The 14,818-nt window shown below is 71.0% G+C and carries 14 protein-coding genes; 4 read left to right on the top strand and 10 right to left on the bottom strand.

The annotated features are described in order from the left end of the window. Nucleotides 1–20: 20 nt before the first annotated feature. Entirely contained in the window at nucleotides 21–437 is a 417-nt protein-coding gene (locus ACLQ2Q_RS02560; protein ID WP_425817627.1) for a DUF1844 domain-containing protein, read from the top strand. Between the two features lie 6 nt (nucleotides 438–443). On the opposite strand, the gene ACLQ2Q_RS02555 is transcribed toward ACLQ2Q_RS02560, so the two are convergent. From ACLQ2Q_RS02555 to ACLQ2Q_RS02530, 6 genes are all read right to left on the bottom strand, one after another. Then, nucleotides 444–1,238: an SseB family protein gene (locus ACLQ2Q_RS02555; RefSeq protein ID WP_425817625.1), complete on the bottom strand. Its 795-nt coding sequence runs from the start codon at nucleotides 1,236–1,238 to the stop codon at nucleotides 444–446. After that, nucleotides 1,222–1,968 carry a bifunctional 1-(5-phosphoribosyl)-5-((5-phosphoribosylamino)methylideneamino)imidazole-4-carboxamide isomerase/phosphoribosylanthranilate isomerase PriA gene (gene priA / locus ACLQ2Q_RS02550; protein ID WP_425817623.1) on the bottom strand — a complete coding sequence of 249 codons (747 nt, stop codon included), beginning with the start codon at nucleotides 1,966–1,968 and terminating at the stop codon, nucleotides 1,222–1,224. The genes ACLQ2Q_RS02555 and priA overlap by 17 nt, the downstream gene beginning before the upstream one ends. 58 nt (nucleotides 1,969–2,026) lie before the next feature. After that, complete coding sequence (hisH, locus tag ACLQ2Q_RS02545; protein ID WP_425817621.1) at nucleotides 2,027–2,698, bottom strand: imidazole glycerol phosphate synthase subunit HisH; 672 nt, start codon at nucleotides 2,696–2,698, stop codon at nucleotides 2,027–2,029. A gap of 13 nt (nucleotides 2,699–2,711) precedes the next feature. Beyond that, nucleotides 2,712–3,317, bottom strand: a complete 606-nt coding sequence (gene hisB / locus ACLQ2Q_RS02540; protein ID WP_425817619.1) for an imidazoleglycerol-phosphate dehydratase HisB — start codon at nucleotides 3,315–3,317, stop codon at nucleotides 2,712–2,714. Further along, nucleotides 3,314–4,399, bottom strand: coding sequence for a histidinol-phosphate transaminase (locus ACLQ2Q_RS02535; RefSeq protein ID WP_425817617.1), 1,086 nt, complete (start codon nucleotides 4,397–4,399; stop codon nucleotides 3,314–3,316). Before ACLQ2Q_RS02535 ends, hisB begins: the two co-directional genes overlap by 4 nt. Nucleotides 4,400–4,466: 67 nt before the next feature. Next, a complete protein-coding gene (locus tag ACLQ2Q_RS02530) occupies nucleotides 4,467–4,865 on the bottom strand; it encodes a LysM peptidoglycan-binding domain-containing protein (RefSeq protein ID WP_425817615.1) in 399 nt (132 codons plus the stop codon). 261 nt (nucleotides 4,866–5,126) lie between these two features. On the opposite strand from ACLQ2Q_RS02530, the gene lexA reads away from it, so the two are divergent. After that, a complete protein-coding gene (gene lexA, locus ACLQ2Q_RS02525) occupies nucleotides 5,127–5,843 on the top strand; it encodes a transcriptional repressor LexA (RefSeq protein WP_425817613.1) in 717 nt (238 codons plus the stop codon). Nucleotides 5,844–5,898: 55 nt separating this feature from the next. On the opposite strand, the gene metE is transcribed toward lexA, so the two are convergent. Both metE and ACLQ2Q_RS02515 read right to left on the bottom strand, forming a co-directional pair. Next, nucleotides 5,899–8,214 carry a 5-methyltetrahydropteroyltriglutamate--homocysteine S-methyltransferase gene (metE, locus tag ACLQ2Q_RS02520; protein ID WP_425817611.1) on the bottom strand — a complete coding sequence of 772 codons (2,316 nt, stop codon included), beginning with the start codon at nucleotides 8,212–8,214 and terminating at the stop codon, nucleotides 5,899–5,901. Nucleotides 8,215–8,225: 11 nt separating this feature from the next. Next, nucleotides 8,226–9,203, bottom strand: a complete 978-nt coding sequence (locus ACLQ2Q_RS02515; protein ID WP_425817609.1) for a methylenetetrahydrofolate reductase — start codon at nucleotides 9,201–9,203, stop codon at nucleotides 8,226–8,228. 215 nt (nucleotides 9,204–9,418) lie between these two features. Here ACLQ2Q_RS02515 and ACLQ2Q_RS02510 point away from each other — a divergent pair, with 215 nt between their 5' ends. Continuing rightward, nucleotides 9,419–11,356 carry an alpha/beta hydrolase family protein gene (locus tag ACLQ2Q_RS02510; protein ID WP_425817607.1) on the top strand — a complete coding sequence of 646 codons (1,938 nt, stop codon included), beginning with the start codon at nucleotides 9,419–9,421 and terminating at the stop codon, nucleotides 11,354–11,356. A 206-nt stretch (nucleotides 11,357–11,562) separates the two neighbouring features. Here the strand turns inward: ACLQ2Q_RS02510 and hflX are convergent, their stop codons facing one another. Continuing rightward, on the bottom strand, nucleotides 11,563–13,110 hold the full coding sequence (gene hflX, locus ACLQ2Q_RS02505) for a GTPase HflX (protein ID WP_425817605.1): 1,548 nt from the start codon (nucleotides 13,108–13,110) through the stop codon (nucleotides 11,563–11,565). A gap of 124 nt (nucleotides 13,111–13,234) precedes the next feature. Between hflX and ACLQ2Q_RS02500 the strand changes: the two genes are divergently transcribed. Beyond that, complete coding sequence (locus tag ACLQ2Q_RS02500; protein ID WP_425817603.1) at nucleotides 13,235–13,879, top strand: class I SAM-dependent methyltransferase; 645 nt, start codon at nucleotides 13,235–13,237, stop codon at nucleotides 13,877–13,879. A 35-nt stretch (nucleotides 13,880–13,914) separates the two neighbouring features. On the opposite strand, the gene dapF is transcribed toward ACLQ2Q_RS02500, so the two are convergent. After that, nucleotides 13,915–14,802, bottom strand: a complete 888-nt coding sequence (gene dapF, locus ACLQ2Q_RS02495; RefSeq protein WP_425817601.1) for a diaminopimelate epimerase — start codon at nucleotides 14,800–14,802, stop codon at nucleotides 13,915–13,917. Between the last annotated feature and the right edge of the window lie 16 nt (nucleotides 14,803–14,818).

Raw genomic sequence — 14,818 nt, 5'->3', positions numbered from 1 at the left:
AGTCTAGCAGAGAGCAGCGCGTGAGCACGATTCCAGTCCCAGACGGCCCTCCCGAGAGCGATGCGAGCGAGGATGACGCGCGCCAGGCCCAGTGGGAGGAGCGCGAACAGGCCGCGGCATCCGCCACACGCGACATCGCCGACGTACCGGCCGTCGAGGTCATCACCACGGCCGCAGTGCACCTGCTCAGCGCCGCCGCGGTGAAGGTCGGGCTCGCCGACGACCCCGATGCGCAGATCGACCTCGACGAAGCGCGCAAGCTCATCAACGCCCTGGCGGGCCTCATCACCGCGGCCGCGCCCGAGGTCAGCGACATGCATGCGCGCTCCCTGCGCGACGGGCTGCGGTCCGTGCAGCTCGCGTTCCGCGAGGCGTCGGTCATCCCCGACCCCATCGGCAAGGGACCCGGCGAGAAGTGGACCGGTCCCGTCACCTGAGACGGCTCAGGAGCGCGACAGCGGGTCTCCTGATACGAGCGTGACCGTGAGGGAGTCTACGAGTACCGCGATCCGGTCATCGGCGGCCCATCGCCGAGCCAGCCGCGCGAGCACTCCGTCGAGCTCCGCGCGCTCGAGGCCCGCCATGAGCTCCAGCCGGACGACGAGTTCGGGCCCGCGCAGGCGCGACTGAGGATCGCCCGCCGCGACGGACAGGTCGAGGACGGCCAGCTCCGATGCGACCGACGCGGTGAGGGCAGAGAACACCTCCGGAGACGAGTAGCTCGGCTCCCAGGGGATCCCGCGGGCGATCGCCCACACGGCCGGGCGGCGGACGATGAATTCGGTGTCGGAGCCGGGGTCGACCACCACGAGGTCCGTGCCCTCGTCGGCCGCCGCGAGCGCAATGCGCCGCACCGGTGTCGGGATGGGCCGGGCCGCGGGATCCCACCGCGCCATTGCGGCGACGTCGCTGAAAGCCGGCAGCACCGTTCGTCCGTCCGGCGCGGCGACCGTCACGATGGAGAGCTCCTGCGACTTGTCGGCGGTGTGCCCGTTCGTGCCGGTTCCCGACTCGCCCAGCTCCGCCACGAGGGGCATCAGCAGGCGCGCATCCCGCAGGGACTCGACGACGGCTTCGGGTCCGGCCTCGCCGGCGCGGAACCGGGCCAGGGCGTCGAGGAAGGCGGGAGGGGCCGACCCGTCGTCGGCGGCGTGCTCGTTGGGCTCGAAGGACCGGCCGGCCCACGGGACGCCCGCGGAGTCGGCGGGGAAGCCATCCGGATCAGCCGGCCGCGACATCCAGTGCCTCGGCGAGCGTGAAGGCGCCGGCGTAGAGCGCCTTGCCGATGATCGCTCCCTCGACGCCGAGCGGCACGAGGTCGCGGAGCGCCGCGATGTCATCGAGGCTCGAAACTCCGCCGGACGCGACCACCGGCTTGGGCGTGCGCGCCGTGACATCGCGCAGCAGTTCGAGGTTGGGACCCTGCAGCGTACCGTCCTTGGCGACGTCGGTGACGACGTAGCGACTGCATCCTGCGGCTTCGAGGCGGTCGAGCACCGTCCAGAGGTCGCCGCCCTCCTGCGTCCAGCCGCGCGCCGCGAGCGTCGTGCCGCGCACGTCGAGCCCGACCGCGATGGCCTCCCCGTAGCGCGCGATCACATCGGCCGCCCACTCCGGATTCTCCAGCGCCGCCGTGCCGAGGTTGATGCGCGCCGCCCCGCTCTCGAGCGCCGCCTCGAGGGTCGCGTCGTCGCGGATGCCGCCCGATAACTCGATGGACACGCCTCTGACCTGCTTGATCACGCGGCGGAGGACCGCCGCGTTGCTGCCCCGGCCGAACGCCGCGTCGAGATCGACGAGGTGGATCCACTTCGCGCCCTGGCGAGCGAAGTCGGTGGCCGCATCGACCGGGTCGCCGTAATTCGTCTCGCTGCCGGCTTCGCCCTGCGTGAGCCGGACGGCCTTTCCCCGCGCGATGTCCACCGCGGGAAGGAGGGTCAGCTCGGGCGTTGACGCGAAATCGTTCATGGCTCCTCGTGCGTGTCGTGGGGACGGGTGCCCTCCACTGGTGGCACGAAGTTAGACACTAGCCCTTGCGCAGTCCGTCGATCCAATTGGCGAGAAGCCGGATGCCGGCAGCGCCGGACTTCTCCGGGTGGAACTGCGTCGCCGACAGAGGACCGTTCTCCACGGCGGCGAGGAAGGGGGATCCATACGTCGACCAGGTGAGCACCGCCGGCCGGAACGGCCGCTGCGCGTCGAGCAGCCACTTCTGGGCGCCGAACGAGTGAACGAAGTAGAACCGCTCGTCCTCGATGCCCCGGAAGAGGCGGGAGCCCTCCTCGGGTTCGACGGTGTTCCAGCCCATGTGCGGCAGCACGGGGGCATCGAGTTCGGTGACCACTCCGGGCCACTCCCCCATGCCCTCGGTGTCGACACCGCGCTCCACGCCCATCTCGAACAGCACCTGCATGCCGACGCAGATGCCGAGCACCGGCTGGCCGCCGGCCAGACGGCGGTCGATCAGTTCGTTTCCGCGGCTCACTCGGAGCGCGTCCATCACGGCGCGGTAGGCGCCGACCCCCGGCACGACCAGGCCGTCCGCCTCCATCACGAGGCCGCGGTCCTTGGTCAGTCGCACGTCCGCGCCCGCGGCCTCGAGCGCCTTCACCGCCGAGTGCACGTTGCCTGATCCGTAGTCCAGCACCGCCACGAGCGGCCTGGTCGCGGCATCCGGCCGGGTCTGCTCCGTCGTCACAGTGCTCCCTCAGTCACAGTGCTCCCTTGGTGCTGGGCACGCCCTCCACCAGAGGGTCGAGGGCCTTCGCCTGACGGAACGCGCGAGCGAACGCCTTGTATTCCGCCTCGGCGATGTGGTGCGGGTCCCGGCCCGACAGCACGCGGACGTGAACGGTCAGCGCCGCGTTGAACGCGATGGCCTCGAAGGTGTGGCGAACGAGCGACCCCGTGAAGTGACCGCCGATCAGGTGGTGCTCGAAGCCCTCCGGCTCGCCGGTGTGCACGAGGTACGGCCGACCGCTGATGTCCACGACGGCCTGCGCCAGCGCCTCATCCAGCGGGACGAGCGCATCGCCGTAGCGGGAGATGCCGGCCTTGTCTCCGAGAGCCTCCCGGATCGCCTGGCCGAGCACGATCGCCACGTCCTCGACGGTGTGGTGCACGTCGATGTCGGTGTCACCGGAGGCGCGGACGGTGAGGTCCGTCAGCGAGTGCTTGGCGAAGGCCGTGAGCATGTGATCGAAGAACGGGACGGTCGTGTCGATGTGGCTCTTGCCCGTGCCGTCGAGGTTCAGCTCGAGCTCGACGGTGGACTCGCTGGTGGCCCGGGTGCGACGTGCGGTGCGGGCTGTGGTCATGCTGGGGAGTCTATCGACGCGAGTGCTTCGAGGAACGCGGTGGTCTCCTCCTCGGTGCCGGCGGTGACGCGCAGACATCCGGGTATCCCGATGTCGCGGATCAGCACACCCTGGTCGTAGAGACCCTGCCATGTGGCGGCGGGGTCATCGACGCCCCCGAACAGCACGAAGTTGCTCCACGATTCATAGGCCCGGTAGCCGAGTGCTTCGAGGGTCGCCGACATCCGGTCGCGCTGCGACACGATCTCATCCACCATGCGCAGCATGACGGGGGCGTGGCGAAGCGCCGCGAGCGCCGCCGCCTGCGTCAGCGCGCTGAGGTGGTACGGCAGCCGCACGAGGCGCAGCGCGTCCACCAGCGCCGCGTCCGCGGCGAGATACCCCACACGGGCTCCGGCGAAGGCGAACGCCTTGCTCATCGTCCGCGAGACCACGAGCCGCGGGCGATCGGGAAGGAGGGTCAGCGCCGACCGTTCCTCGCGCGGCGCGAACTCCTGGTAGGCCTCGTCGACGACCACGATGCCGTCCGTGGCGTCGTACACCGCCTCGATCACATCGAGCCGCATCGGAGTGCCGGTCGGGTTGTTCGGCGCGCAGAGGAAGACGACGTCGGGTGCCGCGTCGGCGACCTGGGATGCCGCATCATCGGGCGTGACCGTGAAGTCCGGCTCGCGGGAACCGCCGATCCAGGTGGCGCCGGTGCCGCGCGCGAGCAGCGGATACATGGAGTACGTCGGCTCGAAGCCGAACGCTGTGCGGCCGGGACCGGCGAAGGCCTGGAGGACATGTTGCAGCACCTCGTTGGAGCCGTTGGCCGCCCAGACCTGATCTGCGGTGACGCCGTGCCCGAGATAGTCCGCGAAGCTCTCTCGCAGCGCGACGAATTCGCGGTCCGGGTAGCGGTTCACCTCGCGCAGCGCGAGGGCGATCGAGTCGAGGATGTCGTCGGCGACCTCTTCCGGCACCGGATGCGTGTTCTCGTTGACGTTCAGCGCGATAGGGAGCGGGGCCTGCGGGGCGCCATACGGGACCTTCCCCCGCAATTCCTCGCGCAGGGGCAGATCATCGAGACTCACACTCACCACTCCATGCTAGAGCGCGGGTCGCGGCTGTCGGCTCGGTGCGGAGGGTGCGACGAGCCGCCCGGCGTCAGTCGGTGGCGTACTCGGCGGGGATGGCAAGGCGCTGGCCCGGGGTGATCGTGACCCCGTCGAGGGCGTTGAGCCTCGCGATCGCGTCGACGACATCCCGGGGGTCGGCGGCCGGGGCGACGTCTTGCGCCAGCGACCACAGCGTGTCGCCGCTCGTCACCGTGACCATCTCGAACGCCGTAGACGGTGCCGCGTCGTCGCGGGCCGCGATGGCGGAGCCTCCGGCGACGATGGCGAGGCCGAGCCCCAGAGCCGCCGGCGTGGCCGCGAGGACGGCGAGCACACGACGGCCGCGCACGGTGAGGCGGAGGCGGGCAGTGGGCGTCTGCCCTGCGCGGGACACCGGAGCCGAGACGATCGCGTGGCGGATGCCGGCGGGTGCGGTGACCGTGGTCATGGCGGGTCCTTCCGAGGTTGGCGTAGTTTCGTATCCGACTCTCGGCCGGGAGGGCCGGATACGAACCTACGTTCCGAATTTATCTTCGATGTTCTACGCTGTCAAGCGGGTCTTCGAATCGGATGCCGTTCCAGGCGCGACACGCTCGAACAAATCTCTGCTTGACGGGCTTTTTTCGGATACCGTTTCGATAGACAGAGAACATCAGGAACCACCGACATTCGAAGAGCGGCCTCTTCGAACGGCAGACAAGGAGCACGCATGAGCGACGCGAGCGACAGCATCGGCGATGAGGCCGGGGCGACCTCGACCGTCCGCGAGAAGCCCCAGACGCGGCGGCGCAAGAGCCTCAGCGACAAACAGCTGGCGATCCTCGAGGTCATCCAGCGCTCCATCGCCCGGCAGGGCTATCCGCCCAGCATGCGCGAGATCGGTGACGCGGTGGGCCTCAAGTCCCTTTCCAGCGTCACCCACCAGCTGAACCAGCTGGAGTTGAGCGGCTACCTGCGGCGTGACGCGGGCAAGACGCGCGCGATGGAGGTCCTGATCGATCTGCCGGGCAGCGCCACGGAGAACCCGGCCGACAGCGGACCGTCGGTGGGCGACGCCGCGATGGTGCCGCTCGTGGGGCGCATCGCCGCCGGCGTGCCCATCACGGCCGAGCAGCAGGTGGAGGAGATCTTCCCGCTCCCCCGTCAGCTCGTCGGCAAGGGTGAGCTCTTCATGCTGCGGGTCAGCGGCGAGTCGATGATCGATGCCGCGATCTGCGACGGGGACTGGGTCGTGGTGCGTTCTCAGCCGAACGCGGAGAACGGCGACATCGTCGCCGCCATGCTCGACGATGAGGCGACCGTCAAGACGTTCCGCCGGCGCGACGGCCACACGTGGCTGCTGCCGCGCAACTCGGCGTTCGAGCCCATCCTCGGCGACGAGGCGACGGTGCTCGGCAAGGTCGTGGCCGTGCTGCGCGCCGTCTGACCGGACGACGGGAACGGCCGCCGCGCTGGGCGCGGCGGCCGTTCTCGTATGGAGGTCAGGAGACGGGCACGCCCTCGCGCACCCGCAGCGCGGCCTCGACGATGTTGTTGAGCGACGCAGTGGTCTCGGCGTACCCCCGCGTCTTCAGCCCGCAATCGGGATTGACCCACAGCTGCCGCTCCGGGATCTCGGCCAGAGCGCGCGAGAGCAGATCTGTCACCTCGTCGACCGAGGGCACCCGCGGCGAGTGGATGTCGTAGACCCCGGGGCCCACGGCGTGGTCGAAGCCGGAGCGGGCGACATCCGTCACCACCTCCATGCGGCTGCGGGCGGCTTCGATCGATGTCACGTCGGCGTCGAGGCCGGCGATCGCGTCGATGACGACGCCGAACTCCGAGTAGCAGAGGTGCGTGTGCACCTGCGTGGCGGGCGCAGCACCGGCGGTCGCGAGGCGGAACGAGCCCACCGACCAGTCCAGGTACGCGGGCTGGTCGTCCTTCTTCAGCGGCAGGAGTTCGCGCAGCGCGGGCTCGTCGACCTGGATGATGCCGATGCCGGCCGCCTCGAGGTCGGCGATCTCGTCCCGCAGGGCGAGCGCCACCTGGTTCGCCGTGTCGCCGAGGGGCTGGTCGTCGCGGACGAAGGACCACGCAAGGATCGTGACCGGGCCGGTCAGCATCCCCTTCACCGGCTTCTCGGTGAGCGACTGCGCAAAGGCGGACCACCCGACCGTGATCGGCGCCGGACGCGACACGTCGCCCCAGAGGATCGACGGGCGCGTCGCACGCGAGCCGTAGGACTGGACCCACCCGTGACGCGTGACCGCGAAGCCGTCGAGGTTCTCGGCGAAGTACTGCACCATGTCGTTGCGCTCCGGCTCACCGTGCACCAGCACGTCCAGCCCCAGCTCCTCCTGCAGGCCGATGACGGTGCAGATCTCGACGCGCAGGAACTCCTCGTACTCCTCGGTGCTCAGCTCGCCCTTGGCGTGGCGCGCCCGCGCGCGGCGGATGTCGGCGGTCTGCGGGAAAGATCCGATGGTCGTCGTGGGGAGCACCGGGAGGTCGAGTGCTTCCGCCTGTGCGGCCTGGCGCTCGGCGTAGTCGCCGCGGTCGAAGTCCAGCGGCGACAACGCGGCCGCACGCGCGCGCACGGAGCCATCGCGCACGCCTGGGGCGTCGAGGCGATCGGCGAGCGCGGCGGACGCCTGGGCGATCTCGCCCGCGATCGCGTCGCGGCCCTCGGCGAGCCCGAGGGCCAGCGCGGCCACCTGGGCCACCTTCTGGTCGGCGAAGGCGAGCCACGACGCCAGCCGCGCATCGAGATCGGTCTCTTCCGAGACGTCGTGCGGCACGTGCAGCAGAGAGGTGGATGTGGATGCCGACACCGTCGCACCCAGACCGCGCAGCGCCTCGAGCCGGTCGAAGGCGGCACCGAGGTCGCCCCGCCAGATGTTGTGCCCGTCGATGACCCCGCCGACGAGAGTCTTGCCTTCGAGCCCCGGAACGCCCGCGGGAACGTCGCCGCGAACGAGATCCAGACCGAGCGCCTCGATCGGCGCGGCCGCCAGCGCGGCGAAGCCGGCGCCGAGGTCGGCATAGGGTGCGGCGACGAAGATCGCGGGGCGGCTCTCGGCCGCACCGAGCACGGCGTACGCCCGAACCGCGGCATCCGTCAGCGTCGCGGCATCCACCGGCAACGACTCGCTGACGAGCGCCGGCTCATCCAGCTGCACCCACTCGGCACCGGCCTCGGCGAGCCGGGCGAGCAGTTCGGCGTACACGGGAAGCAGGTCATCGAGCCGGCTCAGCGGCGCGAAGCCCTCCGGCGCCGCATCCGATGCCTTCGACAGGGCCAGCAGCGTCACCGGGCCGACCACGACCGGCCGCGTGGTGAAGCCCTCCGCCCGCGCCTCGGCGACATCGCGCACGAGCCGGTCGCTCGAGAGGGAGAAGACCGTCTCGGGACCGATCTCGGGCACGAGGTAGTGGTAGTTGGAGTCGAACCACTTGGTCATCTCCAGCGGCGCCAGCTCGCCCTCGCCGCGCGCGGCGGTGAAGTACGCGGGCAGCCCGATGGTCCCATCCGTCGAACGGAGGTGCTCGAAGCGCTCGGGAAGCGCGCCGACCGCGAGGGCGGCGTCGAGCACCTGGTCGTAGTAGGAGAAGGACTCCGGGATCGAGGAGTCCTCGCGGGCAAGACCGAGGGCCGCGAGGCGCTCCCTCGTCCCCGATCGCAGCTCGGACGCCGTCGCCTCGAGGGCCGCCTCATCGATGCGGCCGGCCCAGAAGGACTCGACGGCGTGCTTCAGCTCGCGGCGGCGGCCGATGCGCGGGTACCCGAGGATCGTGCCGGTGGGGAATGCGGTCATGGGAGTTTCCTTCACTGGATGGGAACGAGGCGGTGGTCGGCGGGTGTGCCGGCCGGGGTGGTGATCCCGGCCTCGGCGAGGACGGAGAGGACGGTTTCGTGCTGATTGAAGGCGTAGAGGTGGACGCCCGGGGCGCCTCCCGCGACGACCTCGCGGGTCAGGCGCGCCGCGGCCTCGATGCCGATCCGGTTGCGGCCGTGGACGGTCGGTTCGATCTCGAGCGCTATCGCCAGCTCGCTGGGAAGCGGCTCGCCGGAGAGCTCGAGCACGCGGCGGAGGCGGTTCGGCGAGGTGATCGGCATGATGCCGGGCAAGATCGGGATGACCACCCCCGCGCGGCGTGCGCGCTCGACGAAGGACAGGTAGTCGTCGGCGTGGAAGAACAGCTGAGTGATGGCGAGCGTCGCGCCCGCCGCCTGCTTGGCCACGAGGGCGTCGACGTCCTCCCCGGGGTGCCGTGACCGCGGATGCCCGTTCGGAAAGGCAGCGACCGCGATGCGCACCTTGCGCCGGGGCGCGACCGTGGCCGCACGGGGCAGACCCGGCACGACCGCCTCGGTGTACGGGGCGCGCTCCGCCTGCACCCGCTGGATGAGCTGGGTCAGCTGCGCGGCGCTTTCGAGGTCGCCCAGGGAGGAAGCGCCGTCGAAGGCGCCGGCCGGCGGGTCGCCGCGAAGCGCGAGGAAGTTCTCGATGCCGGCGTCCAGGAACTCGCGGATGAGGGCCGCGGCGCCCGCGTAGCTGTTTCCGACGCACGTCAGGTGGGCCATCGGCTCGACGGACGTGTGTTCGCGGATGTAGCGGAGCACCTCGAGCGAGCGGCCGCCGGTGGAGCCTCCTGCACCGTAGGTCACGGAGATGAACTGGGCACCGGCATCCGCCAGCCGGCCGATCGTCGAGTGGAGCTGCGCCTCGCTCGCGTCGGAGCGCGGCGGGTACAGCTCGAACGAGAAAGGCACCGCTGACGGACTGCGGGTCTCGAAGGGCATCGCTCCCCCTCGGGTCGATGGACGGTGAAGGCCGGACGGCCGCGACCGGCGCTGGAGACGCCGGGGATCGCGGGCGGGTGCCGGGCTCGGCTGTCGCACCATGCCCTGGACTACCGGGCAACGATGGGACCACGGTAGGGGAACTCGGCACCCGCTTTCACGGATGTGTCGCTGTGTTTCGCCGGCGCCGTGTTCCGGCCCCCTAGCCTGGGGTGGTGCCCCAGACGCTCACGTATGGTTCGTGGCCCTCTCCGATCGCGGCGGCCGATGTCGCCATCGCCTCGCCGCGGATCGACGGTGCGCGATTCGTCGGCGAGGACGTGTGGTGGAGCGAGGGGGTACCCGCCGAGCGCGGCCGCACCGCGGTCTTCCGTCGAGCGTCCTACGGTCCATCGGATGCCCGGGTGGAGCTTCTTCTCCCCGCCCCGTGGAGCGCGCGGTCGCGCGTGCAGGAGTACGGCGGCGGCGCATGGACGAGCATCGGCCCCGACGATCTGGTGTTCGTCGAGCACTCCGACCAGCGGGTGTGGCTGCAGCGGCTCGGTGGCACGCCGGAACCCCTGACCCCCGCCGACGCGGGCATGCGCTTCGCCGACCTCACCGCCGCCGACGGGCGGCTCTTCGCGGTGCGCGAGACGCACACCGATGGCGCCGCACCGGTCCGCGACATCGTGATCGTGCCGCTCGACGGCTCGGCCGCCGATCGCGCCGAAGCCCTGACGCGGGTGGTCGGCGGGACGGACTTCGTGGCCTATCCCTCGGCACGGGGCGCTCGGTTCGCCTGGCTCTCGTGGAATCACCCGGACATGCCGTGGGATGCGGCGGCCCTTTCCGTCGGCCGGCTGATGCCCGATGGCGCCGTCGCGGACAGCGTGGTCGTCGCCGGGGGAAACGGCGTCTCCGCGCTGCAGCCCGAGTGGACGGGACCGGACGAACTCACGTTCCTGGCCGATCCCCACGGTCGCTGGAACCTGCAGCGGCTGCAGCTGGAGGGGCGCCTCGCCGGGAAGGTGGAGCCGCTCGCCACCCCGGATGCCGACACGGGCGGACCGCTGTGGAACCTCGGGCTCCGCTGGTTCCTGACGCTGGAGGACGGGCGGATCGTCGCCGTCCGCACCAACGGGCGCGACGATCTGGTGGTCCTCGAGCCCACCGGAACGCGCACTCTCGGCGTCCCGCTGTCCGGCTCGCTGCTGCTGCGCGACGCGCGCGGCACCCGGGTGCTGCTGACGGGCGGCGGCTCCCGCGTGCCGGGCGGGCTCTGGCTGCTGGACGTGGATGACCCGGCGTCCCTCGTGCCGCTGCGCGGAGGCGCGGGGATCGACCCCGAGTGGCTGCCGCCCTCGCGACCGGTCACGTTCGAAGGCCCGTCGGGCGAGGTGCACGCGTTCGACTATCCGCCGACCAACCCGGACGTGACCGAGCCCGATGATGAACGGCCGCCCTACCTCGTGCTGGTGCACGGCGGGCCGACCACTTCCGTGTCGGGCGAGGCATCCGCGGCCGTCGCCTTCTTCACCAGCCGCGGGATCGGCGTGCTGGACGTGAACTACGGAGGCTCCACCGGCTACGGACGCCGCTACCGGGAGCGCCTGAACGGGCAGTGGGGCGTGGTCGATGTCGAGGATGTCGCGGCGGCCGCGCGGGGGCTCGCGGAGGACGGGCGGGCGGATGGGCGGCGGCTGGCCATCAAGGGCGCTTCGGCCGGAGGCTGGACGGTGCTGTGCGCGCTCGCGAACACGGATGTCTTCGCCGCCGGCATCAGCCGGTACGGCGTCGCCGATCTCCGCGCCCTCGCCGCGGACACCCACGACTTCGAGGCACGCTATCTCGATCGCCTCGTCGGTCCGCTGCCCGAGGCCGAGGACGTCTACATCGAGCGGTCGCCTCTCACGCATGCGGACCGGCTGCGCGTGCCCGTACTGATCCTGCAGGGCGCGGATGACCCCGTGGTGCCGCCGGCGCAATCCCTCGCCATCCGCGATGCCCTCGCGGCCAACGGCGTGCGGCACGCCTACATCGAGTACGCGGGCGAGGGCCACGGGTTCCGGCGAGCGGAGACGATCGAGAACGCCTTCGAGTCGGAGCTGAGCTTCCTCGGCCAGGTGCTCGGCTTCGAGACTCCCGGCGTGCCGGCCCTGCCGCTGGACTGACCGGCGGGCCCCGCGCCTGGCTCCGCGGGCTCAGGAACGGGAAGGGCGCCGTGCACCGACTTCGGAGAATGTCACGGCTTTCGGCCCATACGGCATGAATCGGCCGACGATGGTGAGATCTTCCGAAGTTCGTGCCCGCCGGCGAACGACGAAGCGGCCGGCATCCGCGCTGAAGAACGGGATGCCGGCCGCTGGCCGCCGGGCGGTTACACCCGGTACTGCTTGAGCTCCGCGGCGAGCCGCTCCGACACGTGCGCGTGCAGGGCGGTGCCGCCCTCTTCGTGCACGGCGGAGAGGATGTGCCCGGAGTCGTGTGCCGCCGAGATGAGGTCGCCCCGGTCGTACGGCACCAGGGCGCGCACCTCGACCGCCGGCAGCGGCAGGGCGGCCTCGACCGCCTCGCGCAGAGCGTCGATGCCCTCGCCCGTGCGTGAGGACACGAAGAGCGCGTCGGGCTCGAGCCCTCGCAGCACCATCCGCGTGTCGTCGTCGACGAGGTCGGCCTTGTTGAACACCACGATCTCGCGCGATCCGCGTGCCCCGACATCCGCCATCACGTCGCGCACCGTCTGCAGCTGGCTCGCCGGATCCGGATGCGCGGCGTCGACGACGTGCAGGATCACATCGGCCCCGGCCACCTCCTCGAGCGTCGAGCGGAATGCCTCGACGAGCTGGTGCGGCAGGTTGCGCACGAAGCCGACGGTGTCGGTCAGCGTGAAGGTGCGGCCGTCCGCCGTCTCCGACCGGCGCACCGTCGCATCCAGGGTCGCGAACAGCGCGTTCTCGACCATGACCCCCGCGCTCGTGAGGCGGTTCAGCAGGCTGGACTTGCCGGCGTTCGTGTATCCCGCGATCGCCACGGAGGGAATGGTGTGGCGCTTGCGCTCGGCGCGCTTGGCCTCGCGGGACGGTCCGAATTCGCGGATCTGCCGGCGAAGGATGGCCATGCGCGTGCGGATGCGGCGGCGATCGAGCTCGATCTTCGTCTCACCCGGTCCGCGCGAGCCCATGCCCGCACCGCCGGCACCGACCTGGCCACCGGCTTGGCGGCTCATGGAGTCACCCCATCCGCGCAGGCGCGGGAGCAGGTACTCGAGCTGCGCGAGCTCGACCTGCGCCTTGCCCTCGCGGCTCTTCGCGTGCTGGCTGAAGATGTCGAGGATGACGGTCGTGCGGTCGATGACCTTGACCTTCACCACGTCTTCCAGCGCGCGGCGCTGCGACGGGGCGAGCTCGGTGTCGGCGATCACCGTGTCGGCTCCGACGGCCTGCACGAGATCGCGGAGCTCACCTGCCTTGCCGCTGCCGATGTAGGTCGCCGGGTCGGGGTGCGGTCGACGCTGCAGCACGCCGTCGAGCACGACGGCGCCCGCCGTCTCGGCGAGAGCCGACAGCTCGCGGAGCGAGTTCTCGGCGTCCTCCTGCTCGCCCTGGGGGTAGACCCCCACCAGCACGACGTTCTCCAGCCGCAGCTGCCGGTACTCGACCTCGGTGACGTCTTCGAGCTCGGTGGACAGGCCGGGCACCCGGCGCAGCGCTGCGCGCTCTTCGCGGTCCCACTGGTCGCCGTCGGCACTCGCACCGCCCGCCGTCGATTCGTCTTGCAGAGCCTGAGCGGCTCCCGTCACGCGACCGTCTGTCGGGGTCGCGTCGGAGCCGAAGACCCGCACGCCGGATCGCGCTTCCGCGCGGGCGAGAACGCGCTCGACCGGGTCGGTCGGGGTCTCGCTCGGCTGTGTGGTCGTATCGGTCATGTATTGCCTTTCGGATGCTTCTGATATCTGTCTTCGTCGAGAGTGGTGGCTGGAGCCGGTATCAGAGGAGCATCCCCAAACCCTAGCCTCCCCCGCCGACGCCTGTTCCGCTACGCTCGCTCCCATGGGCGGCGACCACTACTTCAGCGCCACACCATCATCCCCCGAGAATCTGCGTCGCATCAGGGTCACCCTTGCGGGCCGGGATGTCGAGGTGGCGACCGCGGGTGGAGTTTTCAGCCCCGAGCACGTCGACGTCGGAACCGCGGTGCTGCTCGCGAACACTCCGCCCCCGCCGCCCGGTGGCCAGATCCTGGACCTCGGATGCGGATGGGGTCCCATCGCGTTGTCGATTGCGCTGCTCTCCCCCCACGCCACGGTGTGGGCCGTCGATGTCAACGAGCGAGCCCTCGATCTGGTGCGCCGCAACGCGCTGTCACTCGGGCTCGATAATGTCAACGCCGCGCTGCCCGACGATGTTCCCGAGGACGTGTCCTTCCGCGGCATCCGATCCAACCCGCCGATCCGCGTGGGCAAGAGCGAACTGCACGGTCTGCTCGAACGCTGGATCCCTCGTCTCGACGAGCGCAGCGACGCATGGCTCGTCGTGCAGCGCAATCTCGGATCCGACTCGCTGCAGCGCTGGCTCGCGGCCACGTTCGCGACCGGGTACAGCGTGCACCGGGCCGCGACGGCGAAGGGGTTCCGCGTGCTGCGGGTGCGCCGGCACGGCACTCCCCCGACGGAGCCCCTGCACATCGTCGGCTGACGCCTCGCGCGGCGGGATCCGCGGACGCGATCGGTTCAGCCGGCGAGTGCGATCTCGCCCGAGAAGACGAGCGACGCAGGACCGGACAGGGCCACGTGTTCGCCCTCCTCGGCCGGGAACATGCGAACACCGAGCGTTCCGCCCGGCACCTCGACGCGCCAGTGATCGGGAGCCGCCGGCCCGGCCCAGTGCCGCACGGCCAACGCCGCCGCGGCGACCCCCGTGCCGCAGCTGAGCGTCTCGCCGACGCCTCGTTCGAAGACGCGCATCCGGATCGAGCCGACGCCGTCGTGGACGAGCGGGTCACCCGGCACGACGAACTCGATGTTGGCGCCGTGTGGCGGCACCGGATCGAGCTGCGGGAGAACGGTGAGGTCGAGGCTCTCGAGCTCGTCGACGGACTGCAGGGCGACGACGACGTGCGGGTTGCCGACGTCGATGCCCTGACCCGGGCGCGGCACGGACAGCCCGCGAGCGCGCACCAGGGTGTCGGCCTCCTCGATGCGCCAGCGCCCCAGGTCGACCTGGAACCCGCTGTCGCTGCGCGTCAGGTCACGCACGCCCGCGCGGGTGCCCACGGGCAGTGTCGACCCTGCGTTCAGCGTGGTCAGCCCGGAATCGAGCAGGTACTTGGCGAAGACGCGGATGCCGTTGCCGCACATCTCGGCCTTCGATCCGTCGGCGTTGCGGTAGTCCATGAACCACTCCGCGGCCGGCTCCTCCGCCAGCGCGGCGGCTCCTTCGGCGAGCTGGGCCGAGCGCACGACGCGTAGGATGCCGTCGGCGCCGATGCCGAAGCGCCGGTCGCAGAGCGCGGCGACCTGGTCGTCGCTGAGGTCCAGCTGCCCCTCCGGGTCGGGGATCACGACGAAGTCGTTGCCGGTGCCGTGCCCCTTCGTGAAGGCGATGGTGTCGGCGGGCATCGCCCCAGTTTAGGGG

Source organism: Microbacterium sp. DT81.1 (assembly GCF_049844955.1).
Classification (GTDB): domain Bacteria; phylum Actinomycetota; class Actinomycetes; order Actinomycetales; family Microbacteriaceae; genus Microbacterium.
This window is presented reverse-complemented; position numbering and strand designations above follow the sequence as displayed.

Excerpts from the sequence above, each read along its gene's own strand:
- ACLQ2Q_RS02555 (WP_425817625.1), bottom strand. The coding sequence starts at position 1,238 with ATGTCGCGGCCGGCTGATCCGGATGGCTTCCCCGCCGACTCCGCGGGC.
- priA (WP_425817623.1), bottom strand. The coding sequence starts at position 1,968 with ATGAACGATTTCGCGTCAACGCCCGAGCTGACCCTCCTTCCCGCGGTG.
- hisB (WP_425817619.1), bottom strand. The coding sequence starts at position 3,317 with ATGACCACAGCCCGCACCGCACGTCGCACCCGGGCCACCAGCGAGTCC.
- ACLQ2Q_RS02530 (WP_425817615.1), bottom strand. The coding sequence starts at position 4,865 with ATGACCACGGTCACCGCACCCGCCGGCATCCGCCACGCGATCGTCTCG.
- lexA (WP_425817613.1), top strand. The coding sequence starts at position 5,127 with ATGAGCGACGCGAGCGACAGCATCGGCGATGAGGCCGGGGCGACCTCG.
- metE (WP_425817611.1), bottom strand. The coding sequence starts at position 8,214 with ATGACCGCATTCCCCACCGGCACGATCCTCGGGTACCCGCGCATCGGC.
- ACLQ2Q_RS02515 (WP_425817609.1), bottom strand. The coding sequence starts at position 9,203 with ATGCCCTTCGAGACCCGCAGTCCGTCAGCGGTGCCTTTCTCGTTCGAG.
- hflX (WP_425817605.1), bottom strand. The coding sequence starts at position 13,110 with ATGACCGATACGACCACACAGCCGAGCGAGACCCCGACCGACCCGGTC.
- ACLQ2Q_RS02500 (WP_425817603.1), top strand. The coding sequence starts at position 13,235 with ATGGGCGGCGACCACTACTTCAGCGCCACACCATCATCCCCCGAGAAT.
- dapF (WP_425817601.1), bottom strand. The coding sequence starts at position 14,802 with ATGCCCGCCGACACCATCGCCTTCACGAAGGGGCACGGCACCGGCAAC.